This is a genomic window from Collinsella aerofaciens (genome assembly GCF_015670745.1).
Taxonomy (GTDB): domain Bacteria; phylum Actinomycetota; class Coriobacteriia; order Coriobacteriales; family Coriobacteriaceae; genus Collinsella; species Collinsella aerofaciens_T.
Genome location: NZ_JADPCH010000026.1, coordinates 1 through 20,331, shown reverse-complemented (window position 1 = coordinate 20,331; position 20,331 = coordinate 1). Strand labels below are relative to the sequence as shown.

At 61.5% G+C, this 20,331-nt stretch carries 20 protein-coding genes; 11 read left to right on the top strand and 9 right to left on the bottom strand.

Features of this window, described 5'->3' with window-relative positions:
• Nucleotides 1–330 precede the first annotated feature (330 nt).
• From I4W07_RS08595 to dnaK, 4 genes are all read right to left on the bottom strand, one after another.
• Nucleotides 331–747 carry a heat shock protein transcriptional repressor HspR gene (locus I4W07_RS08595; protein ID WP_006235210.1) on the bottom strand — a complete coding sequence of 139 codons (417 nt, stop codon included), beginning with the start codon at nucleotides 745–747 and terminating at the stop codon, nucleotides 331–333.
• 72 nt (nucleotides 748–819) lie between these two features.
• A complete protein-coding gene (locus I4W07_RS08590) occupies nucleotides 820–1,785 on the bottom strand; it encodes a DnaJ C-terminal domain-containing protein (RefSeq protein WP_196026358.1) in 966 nt (321 codons plus the stop codon).
• Between the two features lie 108 nt (nucleotides 1,786–1,893).
• Nucleotides 1,894–2,736, bottom strand: coding sequence for a nucleotide exchange factor GrpE (locus I4W07_RS08585; RefSeq protein WP_196026357.1), 843 nt, complete (start codon nucleotides 2,734–2,736; stop codon nucleotides 1,894–1,896).
• A 2-nt stretch (nucleotides 2,737–2,738) separates the two neighbouring features.
• On the bottom strand, nucleotides 2,739–4,631 hold the full coding sequence (gene dnaK, locus I4W07_RS08580) for a molecular chaperone DnaK (RefSeq protein ID WP_196026356.1): 1,893 nt from the start codon (nucleotides 4,629–4,631) through the stop codon (nucleotides 2,739–2,741).
• 667 nt (nucleotides 4,632–5,298) lie between these two features.
• On the opposite strand from dnaK, the gene I4W07_RS08575 reads away from it, so the two are divergent.
• From I4W07_RS08575 to I4W07_RS08565, 3 genes are all read left to right on the top strand, one after another.
• Nucleotides 5,299–5,484, top strand: a complete 186-nt coding sequence (locus I4W07_RS08575; protein WP_006235216.1) for a DUF362 domain-containing protein — start codon at nucleotides 5,299–5,301, stop codon at nucleotides 5,482–5,484.
• Nucleotides 5,485–5,631: 147 nt separating this feature from the next.
• A complete protein-coding gene (locus tag I4W07_RS08570) occupies nucleotides 5,632–6,990 on the top strand; it encodes an exonuclease domain-containing protein (protein ID WP_196026355.1) in 1,359 nt (452 codons plus the stop codon).
• Entirely contained in the window at nucleotides 6,990–7,637 is a 648-nt protein-coding gene (locus I4W07_RS08565; protein WP_196026354.1) for a BspA family leucine-rich repeat surface protein, read from the top strand. The genes I4W07_RS08570 and I4W07_RS08565 overlap by 1 nt, the downstream gene beginning before the upstream one ends.
• Nucleotides 7,638–7,853: 216 nt before the next feature.
• Here the strand turns inward: I4W07_RS08565 and I4W07_RS08560 are convergent, their stop codons facing one another.
• The 5 genes from I4W07_RS08560 to I4W07_RS08540 all read right to left on the bottom strand — a co-directional run bounded on the left by I4W07_RS08560 (nucleotide 7,854) and on the right by I4W07_RS08540 (nucleotide 12,539).
• A complete protein-coding gene (locus I4W07_RS08560) occupies nucleotides 7,854–8,399 on the bottom strand; it encodes a transcription repressor NadR (RefSeq protein WP_196026353.1) in 546 nt (181 codons plus the stop codon).
• Nucleotides 8,399–9,259 (bottom strand): carboxylating nicotinate-nucleotide diphosphorylase, encoded by an 861-nt coding sequence (nadC, locus tag I4W07_RS08555; RefSeq protein ID WP_196026352.1) that lies wholly within the window; start codon nucleotides 9,257–9,259, stop codon nucleotides 8,399–8,401. Before nadC ends, I4W07_RS08560 begins: the two co-directional genes overlap by 1 nt.
• 3 nt (nucleotides 9,260–9,262) lie before the next feature.
• The gene (locus I4W07_RS08550; protein WP_271739781.1) at nucleotides 9,263–10,639 is read right to left on the bottom strand and encodes an L-aspartate oxidase; all 1,377 of its coding nucleotides are present in this window, start codon (nucleotides 10,637–10,639) and stop codon (nucleotides 9,263–9,265) included.
• Between the two features lie 56 nt (nucleotides 10,640–10,695).
• On the bottom strand, nucleotides 10,696–11,721 hold the full coding sequence (gene nadA / locus I4W07_RS08545; RefSeq protein ID WP_230317573.1) for a quinolinate synthase NadA: 1,026 nt from the start codon (nucleotides 11,719–11,721) through the stop codon (nucleotides 10,696–10,698).
• Nucleotides 11,722–11,963: 242 nt separating this feature from the next.
• A complete protein-coding gene (locus tag I4W07_RS08540) occupies nucleotides 11,964–12,539 on the bottom strand; it encodes a hypothetical protein (protein WP_230317572.1) in 576 nt (191 codons plus the stop codon).
• Between the two features lie 136 nt (nucleotides 12,540–12,675).
• Here I4W07_RS08540 and trxA point away from each other — a divergent pair, with 136 nt between their 5' ends.
• From trxA to I4W07_RS08500, 8 genes are all read left to right on the top strand, one after another.
• Nucleotides 12,676–12,996: a thioredoxin gene (trxA, locus tag I4W07_RS08535; RefSeq protein ID WP_196026350.1), complete on the top strand. Its 321-nt coding sequence runs from the start codon at nucleotides 12,676–12,678 to the stop codon at nucleotides 12,994–12,996.
• 231 nt (nucleotides 12,997–13,227) lie between these two features.
• Complete coding sequence (locus I4W07_RS08530) at nucleotides 13,228–13,476, top strand: hypothetical protein (protein WP_118080198.1); 249 nt, start codon at nucleotides 13,228–13,230, stop codon at nucleotides 13,474–13,476.
• 1 nt (nucleotide 13,477) lies between these two features.
• Nucleotides 13,478–13,987: a nickel-responsive transcriptional regulator NikR gene (gene nikR / locus I4W07_RS08525; protein ID WP_196026349.1), complete on the top strand. Its 510-nt coding sequence runs from the start codon at nucleotides 13,478–13,480 to the stop codon at nucleotides 13,985–13,987.
• A 117-nt stretch (nucleotides 13,988–14,104) separates the two neighbouring features.
• Nucleotides 14,105–16,558, top strand: a complete 2,454-nt coding sequence (gene hypF, locus I4W07_RS08520) for a carbamoyltransferase HypF (RefSeq protein WP_196026348.1) — start codon at nucleotides 14,105–14,107, stop codon at nucleotides 16,556–16,558.
• 129 nt (nucleotides 16,559–16,687) lie between these two features.
• Entirely contained in the window at nucleotides 16,688–16,948 is a 261-nt protein-coding gene (locus I4W07_RS08515) for a HypC/HybG/HupF family hydrogenase formation chaperone (RefSeq protein WP_196026347.1), read from the top strand.
• The gene (gene hypD, locus I4W07_RS08510) at nucleotides 16,948–18,063 is read left to right on the top strand and encodes a hydrogenase formation protein HypD (protein WP_271739780.1); all 1,116 of its coding nucleotides are present in this window, start codon (nucleotides 16,948–16,950) and stop codon (nucleotides 18,061–18,063) included. The genes I4W07_RS08515 and hypD overlap by 1 nt, the downstream gene beginning before the upstream one ends.
• A gap of 81 nt (nucleotides 18,064–18,144) precedes the next feature.
• Nucleotides 18,145–19,179 carry a hydrogenase expression/formation protein HypE gene (gene hypE / locus I4W07_RS08505; protein WP_196026346.1) on the top strand — a complete coding sequence of 345 codons (1,035 nt, stop codon included), beginning with the start codon at nucleotides 18,145–18,147 and terminating at the stop codon, nucleotides 19,177–19,179.
• A 105-nt stretch (nucleotides 19,180–19,284) separates the two neighbouring features.
• Nucleotides 19,285–19,953 carry an HAD family hydrolase gene (locus I4W07_RS08500; RefSeq protein WP_196026345.1) on the top strand — a complete coding sequence of 223 codons (669 nt, stop codon included), beginning with the start codon at nucleotides 19,285–19,287 and terminating at the stop codon, nucleotides 19,951–19,953.
• Nucleotides 19,954–20,331: the final 378 nt, after the last annotated feature.

Here is a 20,331-nt window from a genome sequence, read left to right as displayed (position 1 = left end):
CGATATACGCCGTGATGCGCGACCGGGTGCCCTACCGGGAGTAGCCCCGACGGTTGACAAAACTATAGGAACACCCAACTGCCAAGTGCCGCAAGAATGTCCCCTTTGACCAGTCATTTAAGAACGTCCCCAATGACTACCCTACCGTATCCGGAGCAAGGCAGCACCGCAGGTAGAGGACGGACAGCGAGCGACGTCCAGAGCGAACAAGTTGGCATGAAAAGGGCAAGGCATAGACCTTCTGGTCATGCCTTGCCCTTTGAATGACAAATTGTCGCTCTGGGCGGCGCGCAGCGTCGACCGGTCCGCCGTTCGTTAGAACGGCGTAACCTAGAGATCTCCGCCGGCGCCCAGTAGCTTGCGCATGACTTGCTCGGGGTTAACCGAGCCGTCGCGCGGGGCCAGGGCGGTGATCTTCTTCTGCATCTTGTACTCGTGCAGCTCGTCCTCGAGCTGGCGCACGCGGGCACGGAGCTTTTCGTTCTCGCGCTCGCGCTCCTCAGCACGCTCCTTCATATCGAGGATACGCACCACGCCGGCAAGGTTGATGCCCTCGTCGGTCAGCTGGTTGATGAGCTCCAAGCGCTCGATATCGGCACGCGAATACAGACGCGTGTTGCCGCCCGAGCGCTGGGGGTTCACCAGGCCCTTGGACTCGTAGACGCGCAGAGTCTGCGGATGCATACCGGTCAGCTCGGCCGCCACGCTAATCATGTACAGCGGTTTGTTCCTATTGTCCTCGGCCATGCTACCTGACCCCTTTCCGTCTCGTTATCGTCCATCATAAGCCCGCGGGCGTGGGCGTGCGCCGCGACCGCCCTAGTACGTCGCCTTGTAACGGTTGACCTTCTCGCGGTAGTCGCGCGTGTCGGCCTCGCGCAGCTTGGTCATGGCATCGCGCTCGTCATCAGACAGGTTCGTGGGAACCTGCACCTTGATCTCGACAAGCAGCGCACCGGTGCGCCCGCGATGCTTAACGTCGGGCGCGCCCATCTCCTTAAAGCGGAACTTCTTGCCCGTCTGGGTACCCGCGGGCACCTTCAGACGAACCGTCGCACCGCCGGGCGTCGGCACGTCCACCGTGCAGCCGAGCGCCGCCTCATAGACCGAGACCGGTATCTCCATAGTCACGTCGGCACCTTTACGCTTAAACAGCGGATGCTCCTCCACGTGCGTGGTCACGACCAGGTCGCCGCGCTCGCCGCCGGCAACGCCGTACTCGCCGCGACGCTTGTAGCGCAGCTTGCCACCGTCGACCGCGCCCGCAGGCACCGAGACCGTAATGGTCTGTTGCTCGCCCGTCGAGGGAATGCGGTAGGTGACCTTGTGCGTCACGCCGCGAAACGCGTCCTCGGCCGTCACATCGACGGTCAGCGACAGGTCGCCGCCCTTGCGAGCGCGGCTGCGGCCAGCGCCGGCACCGGCAGCGCCCGCAGCCCCGGCAAAGCCCGAGCCCCAATCGCTGCCCCAGGCGCCGTTGCCGCTAAAGATGCTGTCGAAGATGTCGCCCCAGCCGCTGGCACCCGCGCCGGCACCGTAGCCGCCGCCATACGCGCCGCCTGCGCCCGGCATGCCGCCAAACATGAGCATCTGGTCGTACTCTTTACGCTTCTTCTCGTCCGAAAGCGTCTCGTAGGCCTCGCTGATCTCCTTGAACTTGGCCTCGTCGCCGCCGGCATCGGGGTGATATTTTTGCGCGAGCTTGCGAAACGCGCTCTTGATCTCTTTATCGGAGGCGCTCTTGGATACGCCCAGGATGTCATAGAAGGTTTTGCCTGCAGCCATCGTAGCTCCTCTCCTGTTACGTCCGCCGCCCATGCAGACGACGGCTCATGCTTTCATATGGCACTAGGCCAGAAAGGGCCCCGGGTGTTGCCCCGGGGCCCTTCTCAATTACTCCTCGGTGCTCTCGGCCGTATCGGCCGTAGCATCCTCGGGCGCCGCTTCGGGCTCCGGTGCGGGGCGCTTCTCGCCACCGTAGGTCACCGTCACCATCGCGGAACGCAGGATGCGATCCGCCATGCGGTAGCCCTTCTGGTACACGTCGTTGACGGTCTCGTCGTACTGCGATGCGTCCTCGACGCGACCAACAGCCTGATGCTCGAGCGGATCGAACGCCTCGCCCTTGGGGTCGATGGGCTCAACGCCCTCGTGCGCAAACACATCGAGCAGCTTGGCATGCACCGCGTCGACGCCGTCGACGAACTGCTTAAAGTCGTCGGCAAGCTCCTGGCTGCGGGCATGGTCGATCGCACGCTCGATATCGTCGACCACCGGCAGCAGCGCAGTGACGAGCTTCTCGGTCGCGCGCTCGCGCTCGGCGATACGCTCATTGGCGGTGCGGCGACGGAAGTTCTCCCAGTCGGCCTGAAGACGGGCGGTACGCTCAGTGGCGTCCTTTGCCTTGTCCTCGGCGGCCTTCTGGGCCTCTGCCGCAGCATCGAGCTCGCTGCGCACGTCGGCGAGCTCCTTTTGGGCCTGCTCGAACTTGAGCTTAAAGTCGTTGTCGGCGGCTTCCTCACCGGCGCGGATAGCGGCTTCCACCATCTCGTCCTCGGTCATCGTCGCCTCCTTGTTGGAATCCTCTACCTGGTTCTCGGCAGCCTCGGCGGCCGCGGCCTCGTTGGCCTCGGTATCGTCGACGGCCTCTACGGGAATCTTCACGTCCTTCTCCTCAGAGTCAACGGGGGCGGCGCCAGTGGCAGCCGCCTCCGTGCGAGCTTTACGGGCGGACATGATTACTTGTCCTCGTCGTCCACAACTTCGTAGTCGGCATCGACGACGTCATCGTCGGCAGGCTGGGCGCCGGCGGCACCGTCGGTCTGCTGCTGAGCGTCGGCGTAGACAACCTGAGCCAGCTCGTAGGCCACGGACTGCAGGGACTCGCCGGCGGCCTTGATGGCCTCGACGTCAGAGCCCTCGAGCGCCTTCTTGGCGTCGGCGATAGCGGCCTCTGCCTTGGACTTCACGTCGGCGGAAACCTTGTCACCGAGCTCGTTGAGGGTCTGCTCGGTGGAGTAGCACAGGCTGTCGGTCTGGTTGCGGACCTCGACCTCTTCCTTCTGCTTCTTGTCCTCCTCGGCATGAGCCTCGGCGTCCTTGACCATACGATCGACTTCGTCGTCGGAAAGCGCGGTAGAGCCGGAGATGGTGATCTGCTGCTCCTTGCCGGTGCCCTTGTCCTTAGCGGAGACCTTGACGATGCCGTTGGCGTCGATGTCGAAGGTGACCTCGATCTGCGGCACGCCGCGGCGGGCAGCCGGGATGCCGGTCAGCTGGAACTTACCGAGCGACTTGTTGTCGCGGGCAAGCTCGCGCTCGCCCTGGAGCACGTTGATCTCGACGCTGGTCTGGTTGTCGGCAGCGGTGGAGTAGACCTCGGTCTTGGAGGTCGGGATCGTGGTGTTGCGGTCGATCATCTTGGTCATGATGCCGCCCATGGTCTCGACACCCAGCGACAGCGGGGTAACGTCGAGCAGCAGGATGCCCTCAACGTCGCCGGTGAGCACGCCGCCCTGGACGGCAGCGCCGTCGGCAACGACCTCGTCGGGGTTCACGGACATGTTGGGCTGCTTGCCGGTCATGGTCTTGACCAGATCCTGGACGGCGGGCATACGGGTGGAGCCGCCGACGAGGATGACCTCGGTCAGATCGGAGAGCTTGAGCTTAGCGTCGCGCAGGGCGTTGGTAACAGGCTGCTTGCAGCGCTCGAGCAGGTCGCGGGTGATCTTCTCGAACTCGGCGCGGGTCAGCGTGTAGTTGAGGTGCAGCGGGCCGGACTGGTTCATGGTAATGAACGGCAGGTTGATGGTGGTCTGCTGGGCGGCGGAGAGCTCCTTCTTGGCGTTCTCGGCGGCCTCCTTCAGACGCTGCAGGGCCATGGGGTCCTGACGCAGGTCGACACCGTTCTCCTGCTGGAACTTATCGGCCATCCAGTCGATGACGCGCTGATCCCAGTCGTCGCCGCCCAGGTGGTTATCGCCCGAGGTGGACAGAACCTCAAACACGCCGTCGGCGAGGTCGAGGATGGAGACGTCGAAGGTACCGCCGCCCAGGTCGAAGACCAGGATGCGCTGGTCGGTGCCCTGCTTGTCCAGGCCATAGGCAAGAGCAGCAGCGGTCGGCTCGTTGACGATACGCTTGACGTTGAGGCCGGCGATCTTACCGGCGTCCTTGGTGGCCTGACGCTGGGCGTCGTTGAAGTAGGCCGGGACGGTGATGACGGCGTCGGTGACAGTCTCGCCCAGATACTTCTCGGCGTCGGCCTTCATCTTGGCGAGCGTCATGGCGCTCACCTGCTCGGCGGTGTAATCCTTGCCCTCGATGTCGACGACGGCACGGCCGCCCTGGCCCTCCTTGACCTCGTACGGCACGGTCTTGATCTCAGAGGTGCACTCGGAGTACTTGCGGCCCATGAAGCGCTTGATGGAGAACACGGTGTTCTTGGGGTTGGTGACAGCCTGGTTCTTAGCGGCCTTACCCACGACGCGGTCGCCGTCGGCACGGAAGCCCACGACAGACGGGGTGGTGCGGTCGCCCTCGGCGTTCACGATAATGGTCGGAGAACCGCCCTCGAGAACGGCCATTGCGGAGTTAGTAGTACCAAGGTCGATACCAAGAATCTTACTCATTAGAAATTCCCTCTCTCTTTTGCGTTCGCGCCGCCTCGACGATCTGTCGCGCGGCGCTTCGGCTTGTCTTTCAGGATGTAGTGTATCCCCTTATGGGCCGGAATATACAAAATCTAAGTCAATTCATATAAGATTTCTTATTGCTGAGAGTTTAGGTTCTCAAATGCGCAGGTAGATGCGCTGATGGAGTTCTCGGCAAGTCTATCGAGATCTATGTAGAGATGGCTGAGGTTTGGTTCCGGGGCCGCATGGGGTGGCTTGAAGCGACCCCGAGGAAAGCGCATCCCGTTTTGAGCGTGAATTCCGGGCTGCAGTTTCCGCAACCAAGGCCCTCGGGAAAATAGATCCCAGTCTGAGTGTGGATTCTGGGTCGCAGTTTCCGCCAGAGGGCTCAACCGGAAAGCGCGACCCATTTTGGACGTCAATTCTGGGACACGCTTTCCAAAAGTTCGCTCAATCGCTCATTATTACGAGTCACCTTTAGCTAACATTTACGCAGCTCAGCGGCCCCACCTGCACGTTTTTTAGTAAACCTTGGCATACTCGGCGAACGGTATGAAGATGCCGGCCAGAGGGTATTGCAAGCGGTCGCTCCCGTGGTATCTTTTTGCCCGAATCAAACCGGCGCGCATCGTCTGTAGCGTCGGTCAACAGAGAGGAAACTACCATGGCTCATCCCGTAATTGATGCCGACGAGTGCATCGCCTGTGGCGTTTGCGTCGACTCCTGCCCCGCTGGCGTTCTGGAGCTCCAGGACGTCGCTACCGTCGCTGACGAGGACTCCTGTGTCGCCTGTGGCGCTTGCCAGGACGCTTGCCCCGCTGGCGCGATCACCGAGATCGTCGAGGAGTAACAACTCCCCCACTTGCACACTCAAAAGTACACCGTGCACAAAAAGGAGGCCTCCGCATCGCCGCGGAGGCCTCCTTTATTTGTGCGGATGACTAATCAAAAAACGGTATCCTTAGGAAAGTGTTTCAAAATCTATAAGGAGTGCCAGATGATTTACGGCGCTAACGGTGAAATTTTCAAAACCTGGGACGATGCGAAAAGCAAAGTCGAGTCGGTTCCGGCGGATGCCGCTCCGGGAACACCGAGAACTTATCCGGTTGACGCGTACGTCGAAGATGAAAACGGAAACCGCGTCCAGGTGAACGGCTTCTGGTTCTCAGAGTTATCCGAGGAGACGCGCAAGCCATTGTTACGCGAACTCGGCCTACCGATCACGAAGAAAATTATGTACCGCGACCGAGATACGGTTTCACAGGTCCTCGATTTCAAAATTGAAGACGTATGGGACCGGTGGTGCAACGTTGTCGTGAAGCTCGCGGACGGAACGATTACGAATCGAACTCACTCTTGGTACTTCTCCGATATGAACAGCGTTCCCGAGAAAGAGAACGCCGCGACTCCCAAAAGGAAAAAGGCGGTCACTACAAAGAAAACTGCCGAGACATCCGATGATGTCCCTGGATTGCCGAACAGCTACGTCGTTTTCGACCTGGAGACGACCGGACTCAATTGTACGAATTGCCAAATCGCAGAGATCGGCGCGATAAAAGTCCGCGACGGGAAAGTCGTCGATACATTCAGCCAGCTCGTCTACATCGACTTCCCGATGCCGCAAGCCGCGTTGAACGTTAACAACATCACCGACGAGATGCTTGCCGATGCTCCACACGCGACCGAGGCCATGAAATCTTTTATCGAGTTCATCGGTGAAGGTGCCGTCCTGGTCGGACACAACGTCAAGCGATATGACCTGCCGATTATGAAAAGGGTTGCCACCGCATGCCGACTCGACTTCGATTACGCGAAGGCGATTGACACATACCAGCTCGCGCAACTGGCATGGCCAAACCTCGAACGATGGAGCATGCAGGTGCTTCGCAAGCTTCTTAATATCAAAAATGACGACGCCCACCGTGCGCTTGCGGACTGCGAAGACGAGATATCTGTTTACGACGCGATCAGGAACGGCGTGAAGTCCGGCGAGCTTTCGATCGAGCGGCCGCGCCGTCGCGCGAGCCGACCCGGTGCTGTCTACAACAAGAACTGGGGCAACAAGGTTAAGGCCAAGGACATTAAGCCGACCACCGATAAATTCGATGAGTCTCACCCGCTGTTCGGAAAGCTCGTCGTCTCTGGTGACGTGGCGATGTTCGACGGCGATCGAGTGAGGACTTGGCAGGCGATTGCGAACGTCGGAGGCACGCCACAGGACAACATCACCAAGAAGACCGGCTACCTCGTGTGCGGTGAGGGTGCGGGCATGACGAAGAGAAATAAAGCTGAGCAGTACGGCATCGAGATCATCAGTGCCGATGAGTTCGAGAATATGTTCAAGGGAGAAGAGTAATGGCATTGGCGAACGGCTGGGTAATCGCGTGCCCGAAGGATTGCGCTGGAGACTCCGACGCGCTCGGTGACTGCACTCTATATATCGAGTACTTTAAGAGAATCAAAGACGTTCCAGGCAAGAAGGACAACACGCCAGGCAGGCCGAACAACGGTGAGGTGCGCGATACCCTCGCAAGCGGCTGGTTCGAGGATGCGGGGCGAGTCGACGAATTCGGAAAGCAGCCGTGGTATCCCTACAGGAATCGAATCCGCGAGGTTGTTGTCCTGGATGCCTGGGTTCCAGAGAGCGGCAAATACTTGTTCGACGGTCTGACCCAATGCAAGTCATTCGACCTATTGAAACTCGATACGTCGAATTGCACGACCCTGGAGGGTATGTTCAGGGGCTGCTCAAGTGTCACGGAGCTTTTTGATCTCGACCGTCTGGACACCTCGAACGTCGAGAACACGTCCTATATGTTCCTCAACTGCTTAGCGCTTAAGGCTGTCAGCATCTCGGGCTGGAAAACGTCCAAGATCTCGGATGTCAACCAGATGCTCGGCGGTTGTTCAACCTACATTCTCGCAACCGAGGAGCAGCGCGAGTTCCTGAACAAAATCACCGGCTCCACGCAGCACGGAATTTGGACCCGCAACCTTTCGTAGCCCAGATCAAAATACCAGTTGTTTCCAGAAATCCTCTAGACGCCTTCTAGAGGATTTCTGGAAATGCAAATAACTTTAGATTCCGAGCGTATCGACCGAAGCAACAACGATGCCTTCGCTAGTTACGTGAGCCGGCATACCAAACGGAAGCGTACTTTTGTACGCGACCAACGATTGAACGTCAGATTGCTCGCTTAGGAGCGTTTGCAGCGTCGGCTACGATAAATCGTCCTCGTAAGGCATCAGGTCTGCCAAGTAGCCTTTCTCCTTGAGCATAGCCTCGATCTCGTCGAGGGTTTGCTCGTCCTCTGCCGCAATGCGATGGAAGTGATAGCCGCTCGTCACCGTTAGTAGTGGAAAGCTCTTGCCGCTCTCGATATCGTGCAGGTAGCGCTCAACATCGCGACGGTTGCGAATGTCCAGATCGGCTGTGATCTTGCCATACACGCGGTGGTTGACGATTACATTGAGCACGGCACCGCCCACGTCGACGATACTCGTGAGCTCATCACCTGCCTGCTCCACGCTGTGGCGAACCTTGACCAAGCGCGTGGGCACGGCGGGGCTGCTGGGGGCCTCCTGCAGTACATAACCACGGTTGGTCGCCACGATATCGTGCCCATCGGCGCGCAGCAGGGCGATGTCTTGCACGACAATCTGGCGGCTCACACCCACCTCGCGAGCAAGCGCGCTGCCCGAAACGGGCTCCGTGGCCCCCTCGAGCACGCCCATGATGGCACGGCGACGCTCGCGGGCGTCCATTATTTACCGTCCAGCAGACGCAGGTGCTTGAGCGAGAGGTCGAGAATCGGCGCAGAGTGCGTCAATGCCCCCGAGCTAATAAAGTCAACGCCCAGGTCGGCGAGCGCGCGGATATTGCTGACATCCACATTACCCGAGCACTCGGTCTTGGCGCGGCCGGCGATAAGCTCAATCGCGGCAGCCATGTCGTCGTGGGTCATGTTGTCGAACATGATGATATCGGCACCGGCCTCCACGGCCTCGCGTACCATGTCCAAGTTCTCGCACTCGATCTCGACCGTCGCGGTAAACGATGCGTGGGCACGTGCCATCTCGATCGCACGCGTCACACCACCGGCGGCGTCGATATGGTTGTCCTTAAGCATGACGGCTGTCGACAGGTTGTAGCGGTGGTTGCTGCCGCCACCGATCTCGACCGCGGCCTTCTCGAAGACGCGCATGCCCGGCGTGGTCTTGCGCGTGTCAACAAGCACGGTCTTGGTACCCTCGAGCGCCTCTGCCATGTTGTGCGTGTAGGTAGCGATACCGCTCATACGCTGCAGATAGTTGAGCGCCACGCGCTCGCCCGAAAGCAGCACGCGCGCGTCGCCGCGCACCTGGCCCACGTGGTCGCCGGCGTGCACCTCGTCACCGTCGACGACATCAAACAGCACCGAGCTCTGCGAATCCAGCAGCTCAAAGGTGCGAGCGAACACATCCAGGCCGGCGATGATGCCGTCGGCCTTGGCGATGAGCTCCACCGTGGCGGGGCGCGCCGTGGGGCACACGCTCGCCGTGCTCACGTCCTCAAAGGTAATGTCCTCGCGCAGGGCCTGCAAAATCAGATCATCGACGACAAGCTTCATGGTAATGGGATTCATGGTCTACTCCTCCACGGCCTGCGTGCCGGCGGCACGGGCCAGATCATCGATTGCAAGGGTATCGGAACTCAAGGCGCGATGGCGTCCATCGAGCGCGGGCTCGCCTGCCTGTTCCACGGCCAGCGACTCGCCGGTGCGCATACGCCAAGCAGCGCGGCGACCCCAGACTAGGGACTCGAGCAGGCTGTTGGAAGCCAGGCGATTCTTGCCGTGAACGCCATTGCAGGCCGTCTCGCCAGCGGCGTAGAGCTCGGGCATCGAGGTGCGGCCGTCCTTGTCGACCCACACGCCGCCCATAAAGTAGTGCTGCGTGGGCGTGACGGGGATGGGCTCATCCAGGATGTCGCGACCGTCCTCAAGGCAGCGCGCGCGGATGTTGGCGAAGTGCCCGGTCACCACGTCGCGCTCGACGGGGGCAAAGCTCAGCCACTCGTGCTCGGTGCCGTCCTGCTTCATCTGCTCGCGAATAGCAGCGGCGACCACGTCGCGCGGCTGCAACTCGTCGGTAAAGCGCTCGCCGGCAGCGTTGAGCAGAATCGCGCCCTCGCCGCGGCAGCTCTCGCTGATCAGGAAGGTGCGGCCCGGCTGCGGCGAGAACAGTCCCGTGGGGTGAATCTGCACATAGTCCAGATGCTCCATCGTAATGCCGTGCTCCTGCGCGATGTAGCAGGCGTCGCCGGTGAGCTGCGGGTAGTTGGTGGAGTGATCGTACACGCCACCGATACCACCCGTCGCCCACAGCGTATGGCGAGCATGAATCTCAAACGGCTCGCCGGTATGCACGCCCTCGGCGGCATGTGCCAGCTCGTCGGCGGGGCGAACCGAATCGCCCTCGTCCACGGCGACAGCGACGACACCAGTGCACACCGTGGCCCCATCGCGCTCGGCCGTCAGGATGTCGGTCATGGCCACGTGCTCAAGAATCTGCACGTTGTCCAACTTGCGGACGGCCTGGAGCAGCTTGGTCGTGATCTCCTTGCCCGTAATGTCGGCATGGAAGGCGATGCGCGGGCGGCTATGCGCGCCCTCGCGGGTAAAGTCGAGGCCGCCATCGGCCTTACGCTCAAAGTCCACGCCCATCGCCAGCAGGTCGTTGATGACCGAGCGGCTCGAGCGGATCATGATGTCTACGCTCTCGCGGCGGTTCTCGTAGTGACCGGCGTGCATGGTGTCCTCAAAGAAGGCATCGTAGTCCGAGCCCTCGGGCAGCACGCAGATGCCGCCCTGTGCGAGCATCGAATCGCACTCGTCGACCGCGCCCTTGGAGAGCATGATCACGCGCGTGCTCGTCGGCAGATTGAGGGCAGCGTACAGGCCCGCCACGCCGCAGCCGGCAATGACGACATCGCACTCCATGTCGGGGTATTGCTTGGTTTCCACAGGAATCCTCTCCCTTGTAATGTGGCATAAGGGATGGTCCCTCATGTCATATTGGCTTAGCGCGCCGCGTACTCGAGCATGCGGTCGAGTGTGAGCTTAGCCTGGTCGGCGGCCTCGTCCGACACGCCAATCTGCACCTCGCCCTCTCCCGTCTCCAGGCAGCGCACGAGCTTTTCGAGCGTGATGAGATCCATGTTGACGCAGGTGGGCTGCACCGCGGGGAAGTAGAACTTTTTGCCGGTGCCCTGGCAGCGGCGCTCGAGCTCGTAGAGCACGCCGCGGACCGTCACGATGATGAACTCGCTGGCGTCCGACTCCTCGGCATACTTGATGATGCCGGCGGTGGAGCCGATGTAGTCGGCCTCGGCCAACACGTCGGCCTTGCACTCGGGGTGCGCCAGTACGAGCGCGTCGGGATGTGCCTCCTGCGCATCGACGATCTGCTCGACGGTGATGATGTGGTGGCGCGGGCAGTAGCCCTTGTTAAGCAGGACGTGCTTTTGCGGCACCTGCTCGGCTACGAAGCGACCGAGGTTTTGGTCGGGAATGAACAGGACGTGCTGCTGCGGCAGCTCGGACACGATCTTGACAGCGTTGGAGCTGGTGACGCACACATCACTCCAGCTCTTGATCTCGACCGTCGAGTTGACGTAGCAGACGACAGCCAGGTCGTCGCCGTACTCGGCGCGGGCGGCGTCGACCGTCTCGCGCTTGACCATGTGCGCCATGGGGCAGTCCGCGCCCGGCTCGGGCAGCAGCACGGTCTTGGTGGGGTTGAGCAGCTTGGCGCTCTCGCCCATAAACTCCACGCCGCACAGCACGATAGTCTGCTGCGGCAGGCTCTTGGCGAGCTTTGCCAGGTAGAAGCTGTCGCCGACGTAATCGGCCACAGCCTGGACCTCGGGTGCCACGTAATAGTGTGCCAGGATCACCGCGTCGCGTTTGGTTTTAAGTTGTTGAATGGCCTCGACGAGCTCTGCGGGCACCAATGCCGCGCGCTCCGTTGCCGTCGTTGCCGATGCCAGGCCGGCCGCAATGTCGCGTGCAAGCTCCGATGCATCCATGTTCGCGCTCTGTGCCATCAAGGCCCCTCTCTTTTGGCGAATCTTGGGGCTTTAGTATGACACCTAGGTTTACAGCTGACAAGACAGCTGTAAACCTAGGTGTAAAGTTGAAATAAAGATTCGATCATGCGGCAGGCCCATTTTCGAACTGGCAAACTGAGGATAGCCGAGCTCTCGATAGCGTAGGAGGCATCTTTGGACGGCCGCCGCGCATGGTCGACGGCATGCCCGCCAGGCAATCGCTCGCCGGCGCCAATCCGCTACAGTGGAGCAGCCGCCGGGGTCAGCTGCTTGATATAGGCCCACATGCGCTGCTTGGCCGCTTTGTCGGTCAGCGCCGCCTCAAAGCCATCGAGCGCGAGCACGCGGCGGCCCTGCACATGGGCGATCAGACCGGGCTTGAGCATGGCGGTGTCGAAGTCATCAATCGCCACGAGCATGTCGGCGTAGGTTTCGCGCATGACATCGGCCGCGCTGTTATCGAGCAGCAGCACCGCCTCGGGGTCCAAGGCCTCAAGCGCCTCGCGGAACAGGTCGCACGGCAGGGCGTGGCCCACCGCCACAGCTCCGTCGCCTGCGCCGGCAACACTCGCCAGCACACAAAAATCTTCGGGCGCGTAACCGATTGCCCCGAGCGCCTTGCGCAATGCTGCACCATCCGCGCCGGCGGCGAGTTCGCCGCCCGAGCGCTCGGCCTCATCCAAATCACCTTTGACCAGTACGATCGGCGAGCACGCGTTGCCCGCGATACGCACGCCACGGGCCGCAAGCGATGCAAGCTCCTGCTCGGCCGCTTGGGCGATGGCTTCTTTTTTCTGGCTTTGTGACGTGGGCATGCGCTCTCCAATCGTTTGCGTGCCCACCATTATATAAAAGAGCCGCCCGCGAGTGGTTGCTTTGCGGGCCACTGGGTATAAGCACGGTCGTACTGAGTTTTACGCGGCTAAGCCGCGTCGCATTATGGAGGTCACCATGGCTGACATTAAGCAGATTACCCCCGAGAACTTCGATTCCATCGTTAACGACGGCCTGCCCGTGCTGGTCGATTTTTGGGCGCCCTGGTGTGGGCCCTGCCAATCGCTCTCGCCCATCGTTGACGAGGTGGCAGACGAGCTGGCTGGCAAGCTTGCCGTTGCCAAATGCAACGTCGACGACAACCAAGACCTGGCCATGAAATATGGCGTCATGAGCATCCCCACGCTGGTTGTTTTTAAGAACGGCGAGGAGGTCGACCGCTCGGTCGGCGCGCTGCCCAAGGCAAGACTGCAGGCACTGCTGGAGAAGCACCTGTAATACGCTGGTTACATTTTGACGTCCTGCCGCCGTCCATGAGCGCTTTTGCACCGCTCGCCGGACTTCTGGGTGTACCGCGTGCGACCACGGATAGTATGGTAGATACAAACAGCCCCCAGTGAACGGGTGCGGGTCAGACGGACTCGCACCCGTTTTCTTATGCGGTAGCGCCCCGTGCGGGCGTAGTAGAATCTGAACCACTGGATTGCCCCGAGCATAAGGAGATTTCCCATGCATGACGTCGGAATGAACATGAGCCAGCTTGCCATGAGCGTCAAGCAGGTCGACGACACCATCGAGCTCGCCCACGAGTGGAGCCATCAGCTGCTGCATGCGACCGAGAATTTTGACATGGAGCGCATTGGCGCCAAGCTCGAAGCTGCCATGACCGCACTGCACGAGGCGCATGACGCGCTCGAGGGCTACGAGGAAGCCATCGAGGCTGACCACAACTCCGTCGGCTCCGTAAAGCTGGTGTAGGGTGTCCGAACACGAACACGAGCACGGCTGCGGGCACGACCACCGCAACGGCACGGGCGACGAGGCGAGCTGCCGTTGCGGCGGCGGCTCAGAGCTGGTCCGTTTTTCGGTCACCGCGCCCGATGACCTACTGCGCCGCTTTGACGAGCAGATCGCACGCCGCGGCGACGTGGCCAACCGCTCCGAGGCAGTGCGCGATTTGATTCGCGCCTCAATCGCCAAAGAGCAAATGCGCACGCCCGATGAGCACGTTATCGGGTCGCTCACCATGATCTACGACCATCACACCGGCGACCTGACGCGCCGCCTGGACGAGGTGCAGCACGACTACACCGACGAGATCGTATCGACGATGCACGTGCATCTTGATCACCACAACTGTCTGGAGATTCTGGCGCTCAAGGGTCGCGGCGAGCGCGTCTACGAACTGGCCGACCGCCTGCTGGGCCTGCGCGGCGTTAAGCACGGCGAGCTCACCTGCGCCGCCACCAGGCAAAGTCTGGGGCTATAGCGGGATTTCCCGCAGCGCACCTGCCAAAAAGGGACAGGTTTGTTTTGGCAGGTTTAGAAGTTTTACCTACCAAAATAAACCTGTCCCTTTTTGGTCGGTTTTGATGAGGGGTGTCACATGCGGCATGTGCATATTCATGTGACGGGCATTGTGCAGGGCGTTGGCATGCGGCCATTTGTGTATCGCGAGGCTATGGCGCATGGCATTTGCGGCTGGGTACTCAATGCGGGCGACGGCGTGCACATCGAGGCGCATGCTTCGGTCGAGGCGCTCGATACTTTTGTTGCCGCGCTTTCTGAGCATGCGCCTGCGGCAGCCCGCGTAGAGCATGTCGAGGTTGTGGGGTTGGCAGCCAACGGTTGGGATGCCGCCAATGAACAGGGTTTTCGCATCGTAGCATCGCAGGACCAGACCGCGCACACGACGCTCGTCTCGCCCGATATCGCCACCTGTGACGACTGCCTGCGCGAACTGTTCGACCCCGCCGACCGACGCTATCACTACCCCTTTATCAACTGCACTAACTGCGGCCCACGCTTTACCATCATCCGGTCGCTGCCTTATGACCGAGCGGCCACGTCGATGGATTGTTTTCCCATGTGTCCCAAGTGCGCCGCGGAGTATGCCGACCCACTCGACCGGCGTTTTCACGCGCAGCCCGATGCCTGCTTTGACTGCGGGCCGCATATTACCTGGCGCGAGGCAGAGGGCGACATGGAGCTCGAAGGCTCGGGGGCGACGCCAGCCGTCGGCAGCACGCGCGAAACCAGCGATGCCATTATTGACCGCTGTGTCGAGTTGCTGGCCAGCGGCGGTATTGTCGCCATCAAGGGCCTGGGCGGATTCCATCTGGCTTGCAACGCCGCCAACGAGCAGGCAGTGGTCGAGCTGCGCCGTCGCAAGCGCCGCAGCAACAAGCCGCTTGCCGTTATGGTGCGCAGCCTTGCCGATACTGAACGCCTGTGCCATGTCGATGATGCCGAGCGCGACTTGCTAACCGGTAGCATCCGCCCCATCGTGCTGTTGCGCCGGCGTGCTGTTGGCGAGGGAGATTCCCCCGACGCCCTTACACTCGCGCCATCCGTCGCGCACGACCTTCCCGAGCTCGGCGTCATGCTCCCCTACACCCCGCTTCAGCATCTGTTGCTTGCCGCGGCAGAAGCCCGCGGTATGCACGCGCTCGTCATGACCAGCGGAAACCTGAGCGAAGAACCCATCGAGACCGACGATGACCTTGCCTGGGAACACCTCGTTGCCGCCGGCATTGCCGACGCGCTGCTCGGCAACGACCGCACAATTCTGTCGCGCTACGACGACTCTGTGGTACGCGTGGTCGACGGCGCCGTTACGCCCGTTCGCCGCGCTCGCGGATATGCACCCCAGCCGCTGCCGTTGCCGGTGCTCAACGGTGCTCCGCCCTGCGTGCTCGCCTGCGGGCCACAACAAAAGGCAACGATTGCGCTCACGCGTGAAGGGACGAACGGCGAGGCAACCTGTTTTGTGTCGCAGCATATCGGCGATGTTGAAAACGGCGGGACCTTCGATGCCTGGAACGCCGCGCGCACGCGCTTGGAAAATCTCTTTGACTTGGCGCCCGCCGCCTTGGTCTGCGATGTACACCCCAGTTATCTATCGAGCCAGTGGGCGCGCGATCAGGCGCGAAAATGCAATCTGCCGCTCGTTGAGGTGCAGCACCATCATGCGCATATCGCGAGCGTAATGGCCGAGGCTATCGTCGCGGACCAGCTTACAACCGACGCGCGCGTCCTTGGCATCGCCTTTGACGGCACCGGCGCCGGCACCGATGGGACCATTTGGGGCGGCGAGTTTCTTGTTGCAAGCCTTGGCGGCTTTGAGCGCGCCGCGTATTTGCGCACCTGGGCGCTCCCCGGCGGGGCGGCCTCCGTGCGCGACGCCCGCCGCAACGCCTTTGCCCTGCTCAGCGAGCTCGGCCTGCTCGAGCACCCAGGCGCCGCTCGGCTTTTGGACAGCCTCGACGAGCAAACGCGCAGCGTGACAGCCACCATGATCGAGCGCGGCATCAACAGCCCGCGTACCAGCAGCATGGGGCGTCTCTTTGATGCCGCGGCAGCAATTCTGGGCATCTGCGACAAGGCAACCTACGAGGGTGAACCCGCCATCGAGCTTGAGGCCGCCGCCTGGCGCGCGCTCGGCGGTAAGACCGTTCGTCTCGACGGCAATCATGCAGGCGTATTCACGTCTGCCGACGACTCCCCCATCTTGGACCCCCAACCGCTCATCGAAGCTCTTCTGAATGGAATCGAGGCAGGCGCGCCGGCCGACAGGCTCGCCCTCGGGTTTCACATCGCCATTACGCACGCTACGACCCACATCGCAAGCGAGATCTGCGCCCGTGAAGGCCTCGACACCGTCGCGCTCTCGGGCGGCGTGTTCATGAACCGACTTTTGCTCCAGCTCCTCACCCGTGAGCTCAAAAGCGTGGGTCTCACTGTCTTGGTTCCCCACTCCGTGCCCGTCAACGACGGCTGCATCGCCTACGGTCAGGCCGCCATCGCTCGCGCTCTCCTCGCGCAGACAGCATCGCGATAGGCGTTTTTTCAGCCTGCGCGCCAACGTCTCACAGGTGTAACGCGTTTGCTCGTGACTCCCGCGAGCGTTACCATCAACTGATGGGTAATTAGGCGCCTATCCAGCGCAAAACGTATAAAGGGGAACATTATGTGCCTTGCCGTTCCCGGTAAAGTGGTCAAACGCGACGACGACCTTAAGGCGACCGTCGACATGATGGGCATCGAGCGCCCCGTTTCGCTGCGCCTCGTGCCGACGGCACAGGTAGGCGACTATATTCTCGTGCACGCCGGCTTTGGCATTCAGATTGTCGACGAGCAGGAGGCCCAAGAGACCCTCGAGCTCGTCAATACTATGACCGAGCTGGCCAAAGAGGACCAACTCGCCACCAACCCGGTCGAGGCATACTAGTGGCGGCGACGCAGCCGGCTCGCTCCGGTATCGACTTTTCGGTATTTCGCGATTCCAAGCTGGCCCGCGAGCTCATCGAACGCATCCGTGAACTCGTCGGCGACCGCACCATCAACCTTATGGAAGTCTGCGGTACGCATACCGTGAGCATTGGCCGCTATGGCTTTCGCTCCATTATGCCGACGGGACTCAAACTGCTGAGCGGCCCGGGGTGCCCCGTTTGCGTCACCGCCAACCGTGACATCGATCACGCAATCGCGCTTTTCAACATGGACGGCGCCATCATCACCACCTTTGGCGACATGATGCGCGTGCCCGGATCGTCCACCTCGCTTGCCGCGCAAAAGGCGGCGGGGCGCGACATCCGCATCGTTTACTCTCCGCTCGACGCACTCGACATTGCCGAGCAAAATCCCGAACGCCCGGTTATCTTTATGGGTGTGGGCTTTGAAACCACAACGCCCACCATTGCCGCCGCCATCCTGGAGGCCGACGCGCGCGGCCTCCAGAACTTCTCGGTCTACTGTGCTCACAAGACCACGCCGCCGGCTCTGCGCGCGATCTCCAACGACCCCGAGACGACCATCGACGGCTTTATCCTGCCTGGTCACGTCGCTACCATCACAGGCCTGGCACCCTTTGGGTTTTTGGTCGATGAGTTCGAGACCCCGGGCGTGGTCACCGGGTTTGAGCCGGTCGATATCTTGCAGGGCATCTGCATGCTGGTCCAGATGGTTGTCGAAGGCAGGCCGGCGATCGACAACGCCTACCGCCGCGGCGTCAATGCAGACGGCAATCCCGTAGCACGCCAGCTGGTCGAGCAGGTATTTGAGCCGTGCAACGCCACGTGGCGCGGGCTGGGACCGATTGCCAATTCGGGTCTTTCCATCCAACCCGAATTCGCGCGCTTTGATGCCGGCGCCCGCTTTGACGTGCCCATTGAACCGACGGTTGAGCCACGCGGATGCCGCTGCGGCGACGTGCTGCGCGGTGCCATCACGCCAAGCGACTGCCCGCTGTTCGGCCACGCATGTACGCCCGAACACCCCGTCGGCCCCTGCATGGTGAGCTCCGAAGGTAGCTGCGCGGCGTACTACCGCTACCGCGACTATTAGGTTCCGCCGTTCTAACGAATGGCGGACCGGTCGACGCTGCGCCTCACCCATATAATTCCACCCACGATTGGAGTTTTCGATATGTCCCGTACTGCCACCGATAGCACTGTCCTGCTGGGCCACGGCTCCGGCGGCCAGATGATGAAGCGCATTATCGATGAGGTCTTTCTGGATGCCTTTGGGTCGCCCGAGCTGCTTGCGGGCAACGATGCCGGTGTCGCCGCGTTGCCCGCAAGCGGGCGAATCGCCATGTCGACCGACAGCTTTGTGGTAACGCCGCAGTTCTTCCCCGGCGGCAATATCGGCCGCCTCGCCGTATGCGGAACCGTCAACGACGTCGCGACCTCGGGTGCCAATGTGCGCTATCTGTCGTGCGGCTTTATCCTCGAAGAGGGCTATCCCATGGACAAGCTGCGCCAAATTGTGCAGACCATGGCCGAAACGGCGCACGAGGCGGGCGTGTCCATAATCACCGGCGACACTAAGGTGGTCGAGCGCGGCGGTGCCGACGGCGTCTACATCAATACCGCCGGCGTGGGCGAGGTTCCCGCAGGCGTGACGCTCAGCGGTGCCAACTGCCGGCCCGGCGACGCCATCCTGGTGTCGGGTACGCTAGGCGACCACGGCATCGCCATCATGAGCCAACGCGAGGGCTTGGCGTTTTCGAGCGACATCGAAAGCGACGCTGCGCCGCTCAATCATCTGATTGCCGACGTGCTCGCCGCCGCCCCCGACACCCGCTGCTTCCGCGACCCCACACGCGGCGGCCTAGCATCCACGCTCAACGAGTTTGCCCAGGCCAGCGGCGTTGCTATGGAGATCGACGAGGATGCCGTGCCCGTGCGCCCCGATGTGCAGGCGGCATGTGAGATGCTCGGCTACGATGTGCTGCAGGTAGCAAACGAGGGCAAGATGGTCGCCGTGGTGCCTGCTGAGCAGGCCGATGCCGCGCTGGCGGCCATGCGTGCCGCGCGCTACGGCGAAAACGCCGCGATTATCGGCCGCGTGCTGCCGTTTGGATCGGACGCTCGGCCCGTCGTGCGCGTACGCACCGGCTGGGGCTCGACCCGCATCCTCGACATGCTCGTGGGAGAGCAGCTGCCAAGGATTTGCTAACGACAAAGGCTCAGGGCTATTAAAGATATTCAGATTCCAAACATGCCCGGCACGCATGCCCAGTATCATGGGGTGCGTTTTACAACTCAAGCGGCAGGAGCACCCATGGCAGCAGCTTTTTCCCATGTGATCTTTGACCTGGACGGCACCATTCTCAACACGCTCGAGGACCTGGCGGCCGCCGGCAACCATACCTGCGAGGCGCACGGCTGGCCCACGTTTGCCGTTGACGAGTACCGCTACAAGGTGGGAAACGGCATGCTCAAGCTGGTTGAGCGCTTTATGCCCGCCGAGTACGCAGGCGACGGCCGCATGTTTGAGCAGACGCTTGCCGAGTTTAGGGCTTACTACGGCGAGCACAAGGAAGACCACACCGCTCCCTATGCCGGCACGATCGAGATGCTCGACCGCTTGCGCGCCGCGGGCGTTCAGCTTGCCGTGCTCACTAACAAGGACCACGTCTCGGCGGCTCCGCTTATCGAAAAGTATTTTGGTTCCGAGCGCTTTGCGCTGGTGCAGGGCCGTGTCGATGCGTTTCCGCCCAAGCCCGAAGCACCCGTCACGCTGCATGTGATGGAAGAGCTAGGCGCCGACCCGGCGACCACGCTCTACGTAGGCGATTCCAATGTCGATATCCTGACCGGCCACAACGCCGGCCTTAAGAGTGCGGGCGTCAGCTGGGGCTTCCGCGGCCGCGCAGAGCTGGAAGCCGCCGGCGCCGACTACGTGGTGGACACCCAGGCAGAGCTCGCGGCGCTGGTGCTGGGCGAGTAACGAGCGACACTGCTTAACGCAGCTGCGACAATTCTTCCGCGCAGAAAGCGCATCCCGTTTTGGAGCTCCGGAATGGGATGCGCTTTCCGTTTGAGGCACATCAGGGAAACCGCATCCCGTTTCAGAGCAATATTCCGGGTCGCACTTTCCGCAACCCACCCCATCCGGAAAATGCGACCCACTATTCGGCCAAAAACCGGGTCGCGGTTTCCCAAGCACTCGATGCAACGCTGGCACAAGGAATGTCCCCAACTGCCGGCAGAGACGATATGAGCAGGACATAAAAACATTGAGAGCCCCCGCTGCATGAAAGACCGCGGATTAGGCCGACAATGGTGAGTGTCTAATCCAACCGTGGCGGCCACGCCGCATTCATGG

Excerpts from the sequence above, each read along its gene's own strand:
- I4W07_RS08595 (WP_006235210.1), bottom strand. The coding sequence starts at position 747 with ATGGCCGAGGACAATAGGAACAAACCGCTGTACATGATTAGCGTGGCG.
- I4W07_RS08590 (WP_196026358.1), bottom strand. The coding sequence starts at position 1,785 with ATGGCTGCAGGCAAAACCTTCTATGACATCCTGGGCGTATCCAAGAGC.
- I4W07_RS08585 (WP_196026357.1), bottom strand. The coding sequence starts at position 2,736 with ATGTCCGCCCGTAAAGCTCGCACGGAGGCGGCTGCCACTGGCGCCGCC.
- dnaK (WP_196026356.1), bottom strand. The coding sequence starts at position 4,631 with ATGAGTAAGATTCTTGGTATCGACCTTGGTACTACTAACTCCGCAATG.
- I4W07_RS08575 (WP_006235216.1), top strand. The coding sequence starts at position 5,299 with ATGGCTCATCCCGTAATTGATGCCGACGAGTGCATCGCCTGTGGCGTT.
- I4W07_RS08570 (WP_196026355.1), top strand. The coding sequence starts at position 5,632 with ATGATTTACGGCGCTAACGGTGAAATTTTCAAAACCTGGGACGATGCG.
- I4W07_RS08565 (WP_196026354.1), top strand. The coding sequence starts at position 6,990 with ATGGCATTGGCGAACGGCTGGGTAATCGCGTGCCCGAAGGATTGCGCT.
- I4W07_RS08560 (WP_196026353.1), bottom strand. The coding sequence starts at position 8,399 with ATGGACGCCCGCGAGCGTCGCCGTGCCATCATGGGCGTGCTCGAGGGG.
- nadC (WP_196026352.1), bottom strand. The coding sequence starts at position 9,259 with ATGAATCCCATTACCATGAAGCTTGTCGTCGATGATCTGATTTTGCAG.
- nadA (WP_230317573.1), bottom strand. The coding sequence starts at position 11,721 with ATGGCACAGAGCGCGAACATGGATGCATCGGAGCTTGCACGCGACATT.
- I4W07_RS08540 (WP_230317572.1), bottom strand. The coding sequence starts at position 12,539 with ATGCCCACGTCACAAAGCCAGAAAAAAGAAGCCATCGCCCAAGCGGCC.
- trxA (WP_196026350.1), top strand. The coding sequence starts at position 12,676 with ATGGCTGACATTAAGCAGATTACCCCCGAGAACTTCGATTCCATCGTT.
- I4W07_RS08530 (WP_118080198.1), top strand. The coding sequence starts at position 13,228 with ATGCATGACGTCGGAATGAACATGAGCCAGCTTGCCATGAGCGTCAAG.
- hypF (WP_196026348.1), top strand. The coding sequence starts at position 14,105 with ATGCGGCATGTGCATATTCATGTGACGGGCATTGTGCAGGGCGTTGGC.
- I4W07_RS08515 (WP_196026347.1), top strand. The coding sequence starts at position 16,688 with ATGTGCCTTGCCGTTCCCGGTAAAGTGGTCAAACGCGACGACGACCTT.
- hypE (WP_196026346.1), top strand. The coding sequence starts at position 18,145 with ATGTCCCGTACTGCCACCGATAGCACTGTCCTGCTGGGCCACGGCTCC.
- I4W07_RS08500 (WP_196026345.1), top strand. The coding sequence starts at position 19,285 with ATGGCAGCAGCTTTTTCCCATGTGATCTTTGACCTGGACGGCACCATT.